Annotated in this window: 16 protein-coding genes; 8 read left to right on the top strand and 8 right to left on the bottom strand. The window is 61.0% G+C overall.

Features of this window, described 5'->3' with window-relative positions; translation table 11 throughout:
* Positions 1-94: 94 nt before the first annotated feature.
* The 3 genes from QM716_RS17480 to QM716_RS17490 all read left to right on the top strand — a co-directional run bounded on the left by QM716_RS17480 (position 95) and on the right by QM716_RS17490 (position 2,511).
* On the top strand, positions 95-976 hold the full coding sequence (locus tag QM716_RS17480) for an alpha/beta fold hydrolase (RefSeq protein WP_283305280.1): 882 nt from the start codon (positions 95-97) through the stop codon (positions 974-976).
* A 24-nt stretch (positions 977-1,000) separates the two neighbouring features.
* Positions 1,001-1,378 (top strand): hypothetical protein, encoded by a 378-nt coding sequence (locus QM716_RS17485; protein WP_283305281.1) that lies wholly within the window; start codon positions 1,001-1,003, stop codon positions 1,376-1,378.
* A 296-nt stretch (positions 1,379-1,674) separates the two neighbouring features.
* Positions 1,675-2,511 carry a hypothetical protein gene (locus QM716_RS17490; protein ID WP_283305282.1) on the top strand — a complete coding sequence of 279 codons (837 nt, stop codon included), beginning with the start codon at positions 1,675-1,677 and terminating at the stop codon, positions 2,509-2,511.
* Positions 2,512-2,666: 155 nt separating this feature from the next.
* On the opposite strand, the gene QM716_RS17495 is transcribed toward QM716_RS17490, so the two are convergent.
* The 3 genes from QM716_RS17495 to QM716_RS17505 form a co-directional block, all read right to left on the bottom strand.
* Positions 2,667-2,951 (bottom strand): hypothetical protein, encoded by a 285-nt coding sequence (locus tag QM716_RS17495; RefSeq protein WP_283305283.1) that lies wholly within the window; start codon positions 2,949-2,951, stop codon positions 2,667-2,669.
* A gap of 127 nt (positions 2,952-3,078) precedes the next feature.
* Positions 3,079-4,686 (bottom strand): AMP-binding protein, encoded by a 1,608-nt coding sequence (locus QM716_RS17500; RefSeq protein ID WP_283305284.1) that lies wholly within the window; start codon positions 4,684-4,686, stop codon positions 3,079-3,081.
* A gap of 103 nt (positions 4,687-4,789) precedes the next feature.
* Positions 4,790-4,981, bottom strand: coding sequence for a hypothetical protein (locus tag QM716_RS17505; RefSeq protein ID WP_283305285.1), 192 nt, complete (start codon positions 4,979-4,981; stop codon positions 4,790-4,792).
* Positions 4,982-5,006: 25 nt separating this feature from the next.
* On the opposite strand from QM716_RS17505, the gene QM716_RS17510 reads away from it, so the two are divergent.
* Positions 5,007-5,522: a CGNR zinc finger domain-containing protein gene (locus QM716_RS17510; protein ID WP_283305286.1), complete on the top strand. Its 516-nt coding sequence runs from the start codon at positions 5,007-5,009 to the stop codon at positions 5,520-5,522.
* A 10-nt stretch (positions 5,523-5,532) separates the two neighbouring features.
* On the opposite strand, the gene QM716_RS17515 is transcribed toward QM716_RS17510, so the two are convergent.
* From QM716_RS17515 to QM716_RS17525, 3 genes are all read right to left on the bottom strand, one after another.
* On the bottom strand, positions 5,533-5,667 hold the full coding sequence (locus tag QM716_RS17515) for a hypothetical protein (RefSeq protein ID WP_283305287.1): 135 nt from the start codon (positions 5,665-5,667) through the stop codon (positions 5,533-5,535).
* Positions 5,668-5,754: 87 nt separating this feature from the next.
* On the bottom strand, positions 5,755-6,291 hold the full coding sequence (locus QM716_RS17520) for a hypothetical protein (protein ID WP_283305288.1): 537 nt from the start codon (positions 6,289-6,291) through the stop codon (positions 5,755-5,757).
* 149 nt (positions 6,292-6,440) lie between these two features.
* Positions 6,441-7,604, bottom strand: a complete 1,164-nt coding sequence (locus QM716_RS17525; RefSeq protein WP_283305289.1) for an LLM class flavin-dependent oxidoreductase — start codon at positions 7,602-7,604, stop codon at positions 6,441-6,443.
* Positions 7,605-7,762: 158 nt separating this feature from the next.
* Here QM716_RS17525 and QM716_RS17530 point away from each other — a divergent pair, with 158 nt between their 5' ends.
* From QM716_RS17530 to QM716_RS17540, 3 genes are all read left to right on the top strand, one after another.
* Positions 7,763-9,094, top strand: coding sequence for an MFS transporter (locus QM716_RS17530; protein ID WP_283305290.1), 1,332 nt, complete (start codon positions 7,763-7,765; stop codon positions 9,092-9,094).
* Positions 9,095-9,235: 141 nt separating this feature from the next.
* The gene (locus QM716_RS17535; RefSeq protein ID WP_283305291.1) at positions 9,236-9,901 is read left to right on the top strand and encodes a TetR/AcrR family transcriptional regulator; all 666 of its coding nucleotides are present in this window, start codon (positions 9,236-9,238) and stop codon (positions 9,899-9,901) included.
* On the top strand, positions 9,898-11,553 hold the full coding sequence (locus tag QM716_RS17540) for an FAD-binding dehydrogenase (protein ID WP_283305292.1): 1,656 nt from the start codon (positions 9,898-9,900) through the stop codon (positions 11,551-11,553). The genes QM716_RS17535 and QM716_RS17540 overlap by 4 nt, the downstream gene beginning before the upstream one ends.
* A gap of 7 nt (positions 11,554-11,560) precedes the next feature.
* Here the strand turns inward: QM716_RS17540 and QM716_RS17545 are convergent, their stop codons facing one another.
* Both QM716_RS17545 and QM716_RS17550 read right to left on the bottom strand, forming a co-directional pair.
* On the bottom strand, positions 11,561-11,698 hold the full coding sequence (locus tag QM716_RS17545) for a hypothetical protein (RefSeq protein ID WP_283305293.1): 138 nt from the start codon (positions 11,696-11,698) through the stop codon (positions 11,561-11,563).
* Between the two features lie 47 nt (positions 11,699-11,745).
* Entirely contained in the window at positions 11,746-14,112 is a 2,367-nt protein-coding gene (locus QM716_RS17550) for an arylsulfatase (RefSeq protein ID WP_283305294.1), read from the bottom strand.
* A 117-nt stretch (positions 14,113-14,229) separates the two neighbouring features.
* Between QM716_RS17550 and QM716_RS17555 the strand changes: the two genes are divergently transcribed.
* On the top strand, positions 14,230-15,441 hold the full coding sequence (locus QM716_RS17555) for a DUF2254 family protein (protein ID WP_283305295.1): 1,212 nt from the start codon (positions 14,230-14,232) through the stop codon (positions 15,439-15,441).
* Positions 15,442-15,465: the final 24 nt, after the last annotated feature.

The following is a 15,465-nucleotide window of genomic DNA, read 5'->3' on the forward strand; positions in this document are numbered from 1 at the left end:
TCGCATGGATTTCCTTGAGTCATTGATGATACGCACGTACCGCATTAGTGATACGGTCATACCATCAAAATCAAACGCAGCGAGAGGGAGACTCATGCCGAAGATCGGACGATTCAAAAACGAGGCATCAAAGCAGGCGTACGACCGCATCTACCGAGACCTGGAGAGCACCTGGCCGGTTCCGTCGACACAACTCGACGTGCCGACATCGTTCGGAACAACCCATGTCCGCAAGTCGGGAACCGGCACGGAGACACCGATCGTCCTGCTGCACGGGGTCGGCGGCAACTGCCTGCAATGGCACATCGTCATCGAAGATCTGTGCCGAGACCGAGTCGTGTATGCACTGGACACGATCGGCACCGCTGGCCGCAGTGTCCAGACCGCTCCATTGACCGGGGAATCCGACTTCGCCACCTGGGTCGGCGAGGTATTGGACGAACTTGGCGTCGACCGAGTCCACCTGGTCGGCTACTCACATGGTGCGTGGCACGCTGTTCTCGTAGCACTCCATTCTCCTGAACGACTGGCGAGTGTGACGCTCATCGAACCGGGCGGAGTCTTCGACAAGCCCTCGTGGCGTGTGCTGCTGAAGATGGTCCGCGCCGGCATGCGCCGCACCGACGAAAATATTCGCAAGCTCAACGATTGGCTGTCCCCCGGATATGTCCTCGGCGATCGCGAGTTCGCCTTGGCTACAGAGGCATTGAACTACCGGCCCGGTATCGGGTGGGCACGAATGCTCAAGGATGCAGAAGTGCAGTCGATTTCGGTTCCCATGCTCGTAATCTCCGGTGCTGAGACGGTGGTCTCCAACCCCGAGCAGGTGGCCGCGAGGCTAGCTGACCTTCAACCTGAAGCCGAGGTGGAGATTTATGCCGGAACCGGCCACGGAATCCTGGGACACATACCTGATCAGGTAATTCCCCGACTCATGAAGTTCGTCCGCAATCATGACGACGCGAAGCGGACGTGATCTCGCAGACCAGCCTCCGACAGGGTGGCGATGAAGCCGGTCAAGCAGCTGACCAAGGAGGTACAACTGACCGATGCGAACATCAGTAGTAATCGAACGGGACTCTACGACGGGTCCCCGCGCGATACGTACATCGGCAATCGGGAAGCCTCCGACGGCATGCCTGTTCCTGCTGAAAAACTCGCGCAGATACTCGGTGGCAGTGCTTCCGACTACGAGACCGATCTGACGATCACGGGTGCGGACGTACCTGGGCTCGCGGTGACTGCCCGAGGTCGAACCCCCAGCGCCGCCCGAACATTGGCGACCGACGCCGCCGAAGCTCTCTGTTCGATCTTCGAAGTAGCCAACGCAATGACTTCCGAAGGGTTCACCTTCACTGTCGTTCCGCCTGACAACTGACGGATTTATGGTCAGTACTGATGAGATGATGCGTGATCGTGGAGGCGTGGATGGGCAGCAAGACATTGGGATTCACTGTGGAGCAGGAGAACCTGATCTGGGATCTCCACCGCCGCGGAGAATCGCTAGAAAATCGAGCAAGTTCTCGGAGTAACGATGCCCCGAATTCGTTGTTTCCTGCGTGAGTCCGGCGGTATCCGACCGGTCCCACGAGCACGGCGAATCGGTCACATCACCGCAGGTGAACGTGAAGAAATATCCCGTGGAATCGCTGCCGGTGCGATCGACCTCGTCGGGTGCTCGACTGGGACAGTCCACGCCAACGAGAAGAACGAGTGCTCGGCACCTGCGCAACCGGATGGCGCGGCCGGCCGCCGATGGCGGGTGGCATGATGATGGGCATGGCTGCCACCGGACTTGAGGGCAACACAATGTCAAGGAACTGGGCAGTTACGGTTGTCATGGTCGGACTACTCGGAACCGCGGCGTGCGGGACACCGGAAGCCACGGCCTCAGGCGACCCGGGCATCGCTCGAGCGGACCTGCTGCCCGACGTATCGGAGCTGCCCGCGGGCAGCCAGGTCGAGCGACTCGATCGCGAGGACCAGATGATCCTGAGCCTCAATATCCACGCACCCAGCGACGGGATCGGACTGGACATGAACCCGGTGTTCGATCCGGCCCAATGCGAAAAGGAGAGCCTGTACGCCGACGAAGCCCGCGCCGGCTTGATCGAGAATGGTTCTGCCAGCGGCGCACTCCTCGCAAGTGGCGGCACGTACGTGACGTTGGTCAGTGAAACAGACACAGATGTGTCCCGGGTGATCGAGGCGCACACAGGGCAGTGTTCGTCCTACAGCGTGACCTCAACCAGCTTCGCCAGCACGTCCCATCGCACGATTCAGACGGAGCGGCTCGATCTTCCCCCGGCTCTCATCAGCGAAGACGCCGGAATCCTGCATGAGGTCAGCCATCCAGACAACCCGGACTGGTCCGACACCGAGGTTCTTCTCGGGTACGCGACAGTCGACAAGTACACGGTGGTGGTCCTCGGATACCAAGGCAGGCAATCCCAGCCCGAGTTCGATGACGTATTCACCCGGGTTATCGAGAAAGTCCGGCGGCTTGGCTGAGTGGAGAACTGACAGGCAACAGACCGCCCCGGCGTCCCCGTGCCGTGATCGCTGAAACGGACTGCCAATGTTCGGCTCCGCCATGTCCGATGAGGACTTCATCGAGTAGTTCGTTCATGTCTCACCACTTTCCGTCCCCTGACGGAACTGCGGAATCAGCGATCGGACCGACGCGGGGCTGCAGTTGCGTTCTTCCGGTGGTACCACTGCCAGCCCGCGGTGATGATGACGGCGCCGGCGAGGGACCCGAGGATGCCGCTCGGGCGCAATGATATTCCGTCGCCTGCAATCAAACTCACGAGCAGTCCGCCGACCAGTGAACCGCCGATTCCGGCGATGAACGCGAAGGTCCAGTCCACGCGTGCGGCCCTTTGCCCCAGAATCAACTGGGCTCCCGCTCCGATGACGATTCCGAACAGAAGTATTCCGATGATGAGCATGTGCAAAGACCCTTTCGTGGAGTGACGACGCAAGGCGCGAACGACTTACTCTGCGCCATCTTTCCGGTACGTCCCTTATGTCGTGGTGAAATCCATATGAAAGGTCGTCGCCGCTCACTCCACACTGCTAGGACGACGCCAATGTCGTCGCCCAGCGGTAGTCTGCCTTACCCGCCGGGGTTCGCTTGACTTCATCGACCAGCACGATCGTGCGCGGCACCTTGTAGCCGGCCAACGTCTTACGGCAATGTTCCTGTACCGCTTCGAGAGTCAGTTCGGGAGACTCGGGATAGGTCGCGATCACCGCGGCAACCTGCTGCCCCATCCGCGCGTCGGGTGCGGGGACAACAAGCGCGTCGGAGATCGCCGGATGTGCGTGAAGGGCAGCCTCGACCTCTTCGGCGAAAACCTTCTCACCGCCGGTGTTGATGCACTGCGAGCCGCGGCCGAGGAAGACAATGGTGCCGTCCGCTTCCACCTTGCCCATGTCGCCGAGCACCGAAAGACGGGTGCCATCGGCGCGGGTCGGGAACGTCCGGGCGGTCTTCTCCTCGTCCTTGTAGTACCCGAGCGGAACGTTTCCGATGCGCGCGATGTATCCCACATCGTCGGAGCCAGCTGGGATCTCTTCGAGACGCTCGTCGACCAGAATCATGTTCGGCGAGGGCGGCATCCGCAGATTTCCTGCCTCGTCGATTGCGAAGGCGCCGTCGTTGCCTGACTCCGAGGCTCCGAAGTTGTCCCGCAACAGCAGGTCCGGCTTCACCGCCAGCATGCGGTCCCGAACGCTGGTGGACCAGATCGCGCCACCCGAGGTGATCGAGAAAAGGGTGCTGAAATCAACCTCGTCTTTGCGTCGTTCCATCTCGTCGACCAACGGCAGTCCCATACCGTCGCCGACGATCAAGATCACCTGTACCGAGTCCTTCTCGATCGCTTCGACGACCTTCGCCGGGTCGAATTCTCGTCGTAGAACAACCCGAGCACCGAGGGTGAGGAAGGTGAACAGCGAGTACAACGCGGCGCCATGCATCAGAGGGGCGGCAACGAGGAACGAGAGTTCCGGAAATTCCTTTGCAGCACTGGCTATCTCGGCGAGGTCCTCTCGCGCTCCCTCGCCGTACGGATTTCCGCCGGAGAGCGGCTTACGGAAGAAGTCGTCGTGACGCCACATGACACCCTTCGGGTATCCCGTTGTCCCACCGGTGTAGAGCAGGTACACGTCGTCGCCCGAACGAGAATCGAACTCCCCTACCGGTGACATTTCGTGAGCCTCGGCGAAGGAAACCACGGAAACTCCGTGCTCATTCGCGGCGGCAACCAGTTCGGCGTCAATCTCGCCGATCACGATCACAGTCTTCACCTTCGGGCATGCACCGAAGAGAGAAGAGAGTACACGCTGATGTTCGGGCAGCTCCACGACCACCGCGACCGAATCGGAGTTGGTGAAGATGTACTCCAGTTCCGCGGGCGTGTACCGGTAGTTCACGTTGATCGGGACCGCGCGGATCTTGATCAACCCGAGGATCGACGTGACATGTTCAACGCTGTTCTTCAAGAACAGAGCCACATGGTCACCACGCGAGATACCGGCTCGCGCGAGCAAGTTGGCGGTTCGATTAGCCTCCGCATCCAACTGAGCGTAGGAGAAGTTTTCTCCCTCGTAAGTCAAGGCGACGCGATCAGGTACCGAGCTGGCGACGGTTTCGAATACATCAGCGAGGTTGAACTGCATCGTCTTCCCTTTCAGAGTCTGCGCCGCGATATCGAGGCATACAACCCTGAATCTAGAACACGTTCCACGCCGCCCGAGGCAAAACGGAACGATTAGCTGACCATTACCTGGACCTGACCTTGATCGGTGCGGCGACGGCCGAGCCTGCACCGCCCGACATCCATTCGGCGAGCAAGGTCTGCCACGACCCGCAACGGCAGCGCAGGTAGGTGACCGTCCCCTCGCTGGTCCGATGCCGGGATTCGATCTCCCAGCGGTGGATGCAACTTATCGGCGCGAGCTCTGTTTTCTTCATACAACAAGCATGATGTAATGGCATTGTGCATCTCAACCCTTACGGTGAATATGCGGTGACGCTGGCAGCCGACCTGGCCAATCGACATCCCACATCCTTGGGCGAGTTGGTCGAACGCTGCGTCGCCGCGGGCATCATTCTCGATTTCCCCATCGCCGAGAAAGATCTCGACGAGACCCTCGATCTTCTGATCGAGTGGTCGAAGATCGTCGACGTCACGGACGAGGCTGCCCGCGCCGAGTTGGTGAACGTCATGCTCGAGCAAGCGTCGGCGTATCCGCGCATGACCAATCACGCCAACGACGGCTGGCATCTGCACTATCGAGATCCGCAACAGTCGCTCGCCGAGGTCCTCAAGGCCCTCTTCTCGGTAGGCACTGCGCTGCACCTCGTCGGCCGCGGAATGCACAGATTAGGTCGGTGCACCCTGGACGAGTGCACCAACATCTACGCGGACACCTCACGCAACGGCAATCAGCGGTACTGCTCCCCGACGTGTGCGAATCGCGACGCGGTGCGACGCCACCGCGCGCGCAAGTGAGCTGTACCGACTACGACGTGGGACCGACTACCTCGAAGTCGGAGCCACCTTGGTAGTCGAACTGGAAGCTGACAGCCAGTCCCACCACGGCAGCCGACGCCGCGGCAACGCTTCCGAGGGCGCGTTTGAATCCACGACTTCGCATTTCCGAACCTCCAGGCAAGTCGGTCAGATCACCAGGTACATGAAGAATTGACCGCTCAGTCGGAAAATTGGGGAGACAGACGGTGAGCTACCCGAAAAGTCCTTCGAGGCTGCCGCTGCCGACCAGGTCGCTCAGGCTGCCGGTATTGATGCCGCTGAACGGTCCGCCGACGACAACGAGGCTCGGCACGCCGGGAACGGGCTTACCCAACGTCTCGAGATCGAGAAGATCGGAGCAGGCACCGAGCACGGCGTAGGTTCCGTCCGGAACATCGGTCACGGTATTGGTGACCGTCTGCCCCTTGCCCACGGCGAACAACGAGGACGGATCGGTGATCTTGGGGTACACCACAAGGTTCGGATCGAGGAGCTTGAGCGGATCGTCAAGCACAGCAGCAGAATCCGCGGCGTTGACGACAAACGCCTGGCACAACGGGGCAATGCCCGTGTTGTTGTTCGTGATCGTCAGGGCCAGATCGTTTCCGGTCACCTTGTACGAGACGACCGGCGGGACTACCTCGGCCGACGCAGTTGCAGGATTGACCATCGCGACGCCTGCTGCGGTTGCAGCCGCGACTGCCACGGTCCCCACTACGCGACGTACTCCACTCGTGCCCAGATTCATCGAGGATCCTTTCGTACTGCGCCTTGAGTTCGGCAACAGTGCGCAGCCTAGATCGGACTTATCGCCCGAAATGGCTGAATTGTCCCGCCGGCAGGCCGTGCCCGAAAGATCGGGACAAACGTCCCCTTTTCGAAAGGTTTCTGCTCGACTCAATTCCCACTGGAAACGAAGGGCGTTCGCACCGGTCCGCCGGCAGAACCGTGCGGTGCTACCAATCCACGCTTTTCGAGGATCGGACGCACACCCTCACCGAACTGATACGCCTCTTCGAGATGCGGATAGCCCGACAATACGAAGTGATCCAAGCCGATCGCCGCGTACTCGGCAATCCGATCAGCCACTTCTTGGTGCGAACCGACCAATGCGGTACCCGCTCCCCCTCGGACCAATCCGACGCCGGTCCACAGGTTCGGCGCAATTTCCAGCGACCTCGCTCCGACGCCCTGCTTGTAAGCCGAACCGCCGCCATGCAATTCGAGCATCCGACGCTGACCCTCGGAGCCCGATCGCGCAAGACTCGCTTGAGCCTGCTCGACGGTCGCCGGGTCGAGCGCGCTGAGCAGTCGATCCGCTTCTGCCCATGCCTGTTCCGAGGTGTCTCGGCTGATGACGTGCAAACGGATTCCGTAGTCGAGGTGACGACCTTGAACTTCTGCGAGGTCGCGGATCCAGGCGATCTTGGCAGCGACAGCGGACGGCGTCTCACCCCAGGTGAGGTAGGTGTCGGCGTAACGCGATGCGACGGTTCCGGCTGCCGGCGAGGATCCGCCGAAGAAGATGGGCGGTACCGGATCCGGAATGCGCTGCAGCGTAGCTTTTTCCACGTTGACGTACTCGCCGGAGAAATCAACCGGGCCGTTACCGGACCACAGCTGGCGGATCACGTCGAGGAACTCACCGCATCGTGCGTACCGCTGGTTCTTGTCGAGGAAGTCACCGAAAGTGCGCTGCTCGTGGTCCTCCCCGCCGGTCACGACGTTGAGCAGCAGACGACCGCCCGACTGCCATTGGAAGGTCGCGGACATCTGGGCGGCCAGCGTGGGGCTGAGCAATCCCGGGCGCAGAGCAACCAGAAACTTGAGCGTCTCGGTGGTCTCGACCATCATCGCCGTCGTCAGCCATGCGTCTTCGCACCAGGCGCCGGTGGGTGTGAGGACGGCTTCGAAACCGTTCGACTCGGCGGCCGCGCCGATCTGATTGAGGTATTTCAGCGTCGCCGGACGATCACCGGACATCGAACTGCCGTGCCCACCCGCCATCAGATTCCGGGAATCACCGTAAGTAGGCAAGAACCAGTGGAAGCGCAGTGACACGGTGATTCCTTTCGTCGACGAACAGGTAGAACTCTTCTGTCATTACAACCACACGCCACCTCGAAGAACAGGGTTGAAATCACCCTGATCGCTATGGGTGCCCACTTTCAGGCACGGCGATACTTTCGTGAATTTGCACCGCTACCCGGGGGGCTCCGATGACAACGTTTGCCGAAGTCGCGCACAATTCACCGTTCTCGAACGAGACCGACGACGAGCGGCGATCCAGATTGAGAACCGTCGTCGCCGCAAGCTTGCTCGGCACGACGGTCGAGTGGTACGACTTCTTCCTCTACGCGACGGCCGCGAGCCTCGTCTTCAACCAACTGTTCTTCCCGAACCAGAGTTCCTTTGTCGGGACCATGCTTTCTTTTGCGACCTTCGCGGTCGGCTTTCTCGTTCGTCCGATCGGTGGAGTGGTGTTCGGTCACATCGGCGATCGCATCGGGCGCAAGAAGACGCTTGCTCTCACGATGTTCATCATGGGTATCGCGACGGCGCTCATGGGTGTTCTTCCGACGGCCGCTCAGATTGGAGTCGTTGCACCGATTCTGCTTCTGCTGCTTCGTATCCTGCAGGGATTTGCTCTCGGCGGCGAGTGGGCCGGAGCCGTTCTTCTGGCGGTGGAGCACAGCCCGGAGAAAAAGCGTGGCCTGTTCGGCAGCATCCCGCAGATCGGATTGGCTCTCGGGTTGGCTTTGGGCACAGGAATGTTCGCACTACTTCAAACAGTCTTCGACGACGAACAGTTTCTCCGTTTCGGCTGGCGCATAGCCTTCGTTCTGAGCTTGGTGCTCGTGATCGTGGGGCTGGTGGTCCGTTTGAAGGTCGACGAGACGCCGGCATTTCAGGCAGTTCGGGACCTCGAACAACGCTCGTCCACACCGCTCAAGGAAGTCTTCCAAGGAAGAGTTGCACGAAATACCTTACTGGGCATGCTGTCTCGCTGGGGCGAGGGCGCGGCCTTCAACACCTGGGGTGTCTTTGCAATCACCTATGCAACCAAGACTCTGCATTTCGAGAAGGTCCCCGTACTCCTCGTGGTCACTGTCGCCGCAGTCGTGATGGCGATCTTGTTGCCCTTCTCCGGTTTACTCACTGATCGGTTCGGCCCGCAACGGGTCTACATCGTGGGCATCGCCGCGTACGGACTCGCGATCTTCCCCGCCTTCGCACTATTCGGGACCGAAAACCTTCTGCTCTTCGGAGTCGCGATGGTCGTGGTCTTCGGAGTGATTCATGCCTTGTTCTACGGCGCCCAGGGAACGCTCTACGCGAGCCTCTACCCCACCGAAATCCGGTACACCGGGTTGTCGGTCGTCTACCAGTTCTCGGGTATCTACGCCTCCGGCGTCACTCCCCTGATTCTGACGGCGCTGATCGGCGCCAGCGGCGGTTCACCGTGGCTGGCCTGCGGATATCTGGTGGCCACCTCGGCGATCAGCGTCGTCGCCACTGCGGCGATCAGGAAGCGCGATCTGCACTTGTAGCGGTCGACATACAAATATCTCGTTCTCTTGCATACTCACTAGATGTCGATAGAAATACCTGACGAGAAGATCTGATCGAGATACGATCACGCATCGGATACATCGGTGTATCGTTTGGGGTCCACCCCGACGGAGGCGCCGATGACGACTGGAACGGACAACTCGCCGGCCAAGCGTGTCACCAAACGCCGTGTTCAGACCCGGCAGCGCCTTCTGGATGCGGCCGCAGACGTCTTCTCCGAATCCGGGTTCGGACATGCCACCGTCGAGCAGATCTGCGAACGCGGCGGATACTCGAGAGGCGCGTTCTACTCCAACTTCGATTCCCTCGACGAATTGTTCTTCGCGATGTGGGAGCAGCGATCTGCAGCAATGCTCGCCGATCTGCGGTTGGCGACGGAATCGATCACCGCCGGCAACACCGTCGACATCCATGCCGCCGTTGCCCGGATCGTGGCAGTGGTTCCGGTCGACCCGCAGTGGTACCGGATCAACGCCGAATTCACTGCCCACGCTCTCCGCAACCCGGCACTTCGCAAAGCCCTCGCCGATCGCGAAGACGCAATCCTTCGAACGCTGCTTCCCATCGTGCAGGCCGCACTCAGCGATGTCGGGCGAAAAATCGTCGGTGACCCTACGTCGTTGGGACGGGCGCTGGTCGCCGTTCACGACGGCACCAGCGTGCAGTGCCTCGTCGATACCGACACCAACGCAGCCTTCGCGTTGCGCCGCGATATCTTCACTCGAATTCTGCTGTCCTACAGCGAAATAATCCAGAACAACCAATCGGAAGAGGAGCTGTCGTGAGCGAACAAGCTGACGTCATCGTTGTCGGGGCAGGGCTGGCGGGACTGGTCGCCACCTACGAACTGACGCGCGCCGGCCGCAAAGTCCTTGTCGTGGAACAGGAGAACGCAGCCAACCTCGGTGCGCAGGCATTCTGGTCTCTCGGCGGACTCTTCCTCGTGAACAGCCCCGAGCAGCGCCGACTCGGCATCAAGGACTCCCTCGAGTTGGCTATGCAGGACTGGATTGGTACAGCCGCATTCGACCGCGACCGCGAAGATCACTGGCCTCGCCAGTGGGCCAAGGCGTACGTCGAGTTCGCAGCCGGCGACAAGCGTCAGTACCTGCACGATCTGGGCCTTCGCCTGATGCCCAATGTAGGCTGGGCTGAGCGTGGGCGCGGAATGGCTCTCGGACACGGTAATTCGGTGCCACGCTTCCACCTCACCTGGGGCACAGGACCCGGCGTCGTCGACGTCTTCCTGACCAAGGTCATCGCTGCCCAGAAACGCGGACTGGTCACGTTCAAGCACCGCCACCAGGTGGATCAATTAGTGTTGACCGACGGTGCGGTCACCGGTGTACGAGGAACCGTCCTCGAACCTTCCAGTGATCTGCGCGGTGTGAAGAGCTCACGCACTCCCATCGGCGAATTCGAGTTCGCCGCACAGGCCGTCGTGGTGACCTCCGGTGGGATCGGCGGCAACTACGAACTGGTGAAGAAGAATTGGCCGGAGCGACTCGGCACGGCTCCGAAGCACATGCTGACGGGAGTACCGGCGCACGTCGACGGGCGCATGCTCGAAATCACCGAATCCGCGGGCGGAAACATCGTCAATCGCGACCGCATGTGGCACTACACCGAAGGCATCCAGAACTGGAATCCGATCTGGCCGAACCACGGAATCCGCATCATCCCCGGACCGTCCTCGATGTGGTTCGACGCCACCGGCAAGCGTCTGCCCTCCCCCAACTTCCCGGGCTTCGACACGATGGGGACCTTCAAGTACATCCTGGACAGCGGCCACGAGTACACGTGGTTCATCCTCGATCAGAAGATCATCGAGAAGGAGTTCGCACTCTCGGGATCGGAACAGAACCCTGACTTCACCAATCGCGACTTCAAGCTCCTCCTCGAACGAATCAAGAAGGGCGCGCCGGGACCGGTCGAAGCGTTCAAGCAGAAGGGCGCCGATTTCGTTGTGCGCAAAAACCTTCGCGATCTGGTCGACGGCATGAATGCCCTCACCGACGAACCGCTCCTGGACTACGAGGACATCGAGCGCGAGATGATCGCCCGAGACCGCGAAGTCGACAACAAGTACAGCAAGGACTTTCAGATCACCGCCATCCACGGTGCGCGTAATCTGTTGGCAGACAAGATCGTGCGCGTCGTTGCGCCGCACAAGATCCTGGACCCCAAGAACGGACCACTGATCGCGGTCCGGTTGCACCTGCTCACCCGCAAGACTCTCGGCGGCTTGGAAACCAACCTGGATTCACAGGTCATCAAGGCCGACGGCAGTGCCTTCGACGGCTTGTACGCAGCCGGCGAGGTCGCAGGCTTCGGCGGCGGCGGAGTCCACGGCTACAGCGCGCTCGAAGGGACCTTCCTCGGCGGCTGCATCTTCTCGGGCCGTGCAGCAGGACGGGCACTGGCGCGCGACCTGTAGTCCCGAATCAGGCGAGCGAATGCGTGACCAGGATGTGGTGGGCGCGCATTCGCCGTGACTCGTGCACGGATTGATGGTGGTGATGGTGCGTCGGTCCGCGCGCGTGGCGAACCAGATCGTGAACAGTTCGGATGACGGTCGGCATTGCGACCCTCCCTCAGGAGATTGCGACTGCTGCTCTTGTCGGTGGAATCACTGTCTGGACACCGCCACTCGCGCCACCTCCTCCGGATCGATCAGGTGGGTATGGTCGTCGTCACCGACATCGATCTGCACGACGTCGATACGGCCGTTGAATGTAGTTGCGCCACTGTAATCAACACTGACAGGCATGCCGTAATCGTCACCGATGTCGGTCGTCTCGTCCGCGGGGAAGACCATCGGTTGCGTCTGCTCGACGCGACCCGAGCCCACTTCGCGACCGTCGTGATAGATCGTGACCCCGCCGCCTCTCGCGAGACCACCTCCGTCGTAAGCGAACTCAGCCCTGATCTGGTGTGATCCTGCAGGAATGGCTTCGTCGGAGCCGATGACGAACTCGGTCATGCCCAGTAGGTTGTAGACAAATTTGGCGCGGCCTTCCCGCGCGTAGAGTGCCCAGCCCCCGAACCTGCCTCCCTGCGCGATCATCACACCGTTTGCAGTTATGCCATCCGCGACGTCGACAGCTGCAGTGACGCTGAACGAGCGATTCTTGATGTTCAGCACGCTGTGCTCGCTCAGTCGCTTCATTCCGGGAAACAGAACCTGTCTGTTCCCGGACACCAACTGCGGGCGCCCCGCGATGTGAGGGTTGAACCTCTCGAATCTTCTGTCGTCGATGGGGAGCACGTTGTACTTGACCGCTTCGATCAACCACAAGCGTTGCAGTGCAGCGAGTTTCTCCGGCATATCGGCCGCCAAATCTTTGGACTGCGTCCAATCCTGAGACCCGTCGTAGAGTTCCCAGACATCGTCGTCGAGAGCGGGGAGTACCTCCGCGAACAGCCACGGAGTGCTGTGCCTGGTGACCGCACTCCAACCCTTGTAATAGATTCCACGGTTGCCGACCATCTCGAAGTACTGCAGATCGTGGCGTTCCGGGGCTTCGGCGTCGTCGAAGGTGTAGACCATGCTGGTCCCCTCGATGGGCGATTGCTGGACGCCGTTGACGAAGGTCGGTTCCGGTAGTTTCGCCGCTTCGAGGATCGTCGGTGCGACGTCGATGACGTGGGTGAACTGCGACCGCGTCTCACCCTTGGTTCGAATCCCTGCCGGCCAGTGCACGATCGTCCCATTTCGAGTGCCACCCCAATGCGAGGCAACCTGTTTCGTCCATTGGTACGGCGTACACATCGCCCACGCCCACCCCACGGAGTAGTGGTTGTACGCGTCCTTGGTGCCGAACTTGTCTTTCACTTCCGCCATGAACTCCGGCGTCTCGATGGCGGCGAGTCCGTTGAAGTTGGCCATCTCGTTGAAGGCTCCGTTGATCGTCCCCTCTGCGGATGCTCCGTTGTCTCCGATGATGTAGTACACGAGGGTGTTGTCGAGAGCTCCGAGTTCTTCGATCGCATCGACAAGTCGACCGACATGAAAGTCGGTGTGTTCGAGAAATCCTGCGTAGACCTCCATTTGGCGCTCGAGGACCGGCTTCATTTCATCACTCATGTCTTCCCACGCCGGAATGGCCTCGGGGCGCGGGGTGAGAACCGCATCCGCGGGAACGACTCCCCGCTGCTTCTGCTGCTCGAGAATCGACTCGCGTTGAGCGTCCCAACCTCCTGCGAACCGGCCCTCGTACTTGTCGGCCCACTCCTTCGGAACATGGTGCGGCGCATGGGTAGCGCCTGGAGCGAAGTAGACGAAGAACGGCTTGTCCGGGGCCAGGGACTTCTGCATGCGAACCCAGTCGATCGCGTGATCGGCGAGGTCTTCGGTCAGGTGATAGCCGTCCTCCGGTGTCTTGTCCGGCTCGACCGGCGCGACGCCCTCGTACAGCGCCGGGTAATACTGGTTGTTCTCCCCGCCGATGAATCCGTAGAAGTGCTCGAATCCGCCTTCTCCCGTCGGCCACGACGTAAACGGTCCCACCGGCGATGTTTGCCACGGCGGTACCTCGTGGCACTTGCCGAACTGCGCCGTCGAGTATCCGTTGAGTTTCAACGTCATCGGCAGTGCTGCTTTGGTATTCGGGCGTAGACCGGAAAGGCCGGGAGCCGAGGTCGCAGTCTCGGTGATCGATCCCATGCCGACCGAATGATGGTTGCGCCCGCTCAGAAGAGCGGCGCGGGTCGGAGCGCACAATGCCGTCGTGTGAAACCGCGTGTACGTGAGCCCTTCATGCTGCAGTCGCTCGGCAGTTGGAGTCTCCGCTGGTCCACCGAAGGCACTGCTCGCCCCGTATCCGACGTCGTCCAACAGGACCACCAGAACATTGGGTGCCCCGGCTGGCGGTAGTAGCGGAGTGATCGGCGGAAACTCGGTGTCCGGATCCTTCGCGTCGTACGTCACCAGACCAAGATGTTGTCGATCCGGAATCGGTAGTACAGCGCGGCTCTGGCCTGTCGGATCCGTCATGACGTCTCGCCTTCTGTCTCTCGCACGGCTCTTTCAAGCGTTTCAGGATCACGACGACGTCGACATCATCCGTTTCGGGTGAAGGCGCACCATTGCCGCAGCGCGGAGGCTTGAAGTGTGGATCAGCCCGGACGTTTCGCTCCCACCCCGATCGGGCATGCCTTCCTCGTCCCCCGGCGCCGTGTACGTGCCGGCCTGACCCAGATCCTCTGCGTCGTCGTAGGACTGGCTGCCGGACTGACAATGCCGTATATCCGGAGCGGCCCGAAAATTCCCGCCCGTCAGGTCAGCGAAATGCTCGTTGCCCTCGGACTGGGGTTACTGGGTGTAGTCGCAGTGATCTTCTCGCTGCTGTTCCTCGTCGTCCAATGGGCCGCGACCACCTTCACCCCTCGCTTGTTGTTGTTCCGCGACGACCCCATCGTGTGGCGGACGTTTGCCTTCGCGATAGGCCAGTCGGTTTTCGACATCACGGCAGCGCTCGCCATCAGCAACGAAACGGATGTGTCCGTGGTAGTGCCCGGTCTCGCAGTGCTGGCACTCTTGGCCACGTTGACGCTGATCCGGCTGCTCCAGTTGCGCGCCTTCTCGGCCATCCAATTGGCTCCGGTCCTCGCCTCCGTCTCCAGCCGTGGACGAGCAGTCTTCGACTCCGTATACCCCGACACCGATCGGGAGTTGCCGCCTCTACCAACGCTTCCGGTGATCACAACGATCGAGTGGCATCGGCCGCCCGCCGTTCTGCAGCAGATCCTCGTCGAAGATCTGCTGCACAAAGCTCGCGGCTGTCGCACTCTGGTGGTCTTCCGAGTCTCGCCGGGCAGCACTCTGCGAGGCGGATTGCCGCTCGCCGACGTCTACGGCGGACCCATGCCCGCCAACACGATCCTTGACGCCTTGGTCAGTGGGAGTGAGCGGACCTTCACCCAGGACCCCCTACTCGCGATTCGGTTGTTGGCTGACATCGCGCTCAGAGCGCTCTCACCCGCTATCAACGATCCTGCGACGGCCGTGCAGGCTCTGGACGAGATCGAGGACCTCCTCTCTCTGGTGGCCTCCGTGCGCGCAGATTCGATCCGGGCCGTCGACGAGCGTGGTGATCTGCGTGTGGTGATTCCACTGCCCGACTTCACGAGCTTCGTCAGAACCGGACTGGACGACGTCATAGCCTCGGCATCGAACTCGCCACTCGTTCTGGGCCGACTTCGCGACCTACTTTCGCACGTCGCCGCCCAATCGGAGTCTCGGAACCGCGATATTCTCACCACGCGCGCCCGCTGGATTGATCAGCTGTCACAAGGCTTCCCGCGACTCGAACCGCCGTTGTGAACCCGTACAGATTTGTTGGTGATC

This window comes from Rhodococcus sp. IEGM 1409 (assembly GCF_030056735.1).
GTDB lineage: Bacteria > Actinomycetota > Actinomycetes > Mycobacteriales > Mycobacteriaceae > Rhodococcus_F.

Excerpts from the sequence above, each read along its gene's own strand:
- QM716_RS17530 (WP_283305290.1), top strand. The coding sequence starts at position 7,763 with ATGACAACGTTTGCCGAAGTCGCGCACAATTCACCGTTCTCGAACGAG.
- QM716_RS17500 (WP_283305284.1), bottom strand. The coding sequence starts at position 4,686 with ATGCAGTTCAACCTCGCTGATGTATTCGAAACCGTCGCCAGCTCGGTA.
- QM716_RS17505 (WP_283305285.1), bottom strand. The coding sequence starts at position 4,981 with ATGAAGAAAACAGAGCTCGCGCCGATAAGTTGCATCCACCGCTGGGAG.
- QM716_RS17495 (WP_283305283.1), bottom strand. The coding sequence starts at position 2,951 with ATGCTCATCATCGGAATACTTCTGTTCGGAATCGTCATCGGAGCGGGA.
- QM716_RS17520 (WP_283305288.1), bottom strand. The coding sequence starts at position 6,291 with ATGAATCTGGGCACGAGTGGAGTACGTCGCGTAGTGGGGACCGTGGCA.
- QM716_RS17550 (WP_283305294.1), bottom strand. The coding sequence starts at position 14,112 with ATGACGGATCCGACAGGCCAGAGCCGCGCTGTACTACCGATTCCGGAT.
- QM716_RS17515 (WP_283305287.1), bottom strand. The coding sequence starts at position 5,667 with ATGCGAAGTCGTGGATTCAAACGCGCCCTCGGAAGCGTTGCCGCGGCG.
- QM716_RS17535 (WP_283305291.1), top strand. The coding sequence starts at position 9,236 with ATGACGACTGGAACGGACAACTCGCCGGCCAAGCGTGTCACCAAACGC.
- QM716_RS17545 (WP_283305293.1), bottom strand. The coding sequence starts at position 11,698 with ATGCCGACCGTCATCCGAACTGTTCACGATCTGGTTCGCCACGCGCGC.
- QM716_RS17480 (WP_283305280.1), top strand. The coding sequence starts at position 95 with ATGCCGAAGATCGGACGATTCAAAAACGAGGCATCAAAGCAGGCGTAC.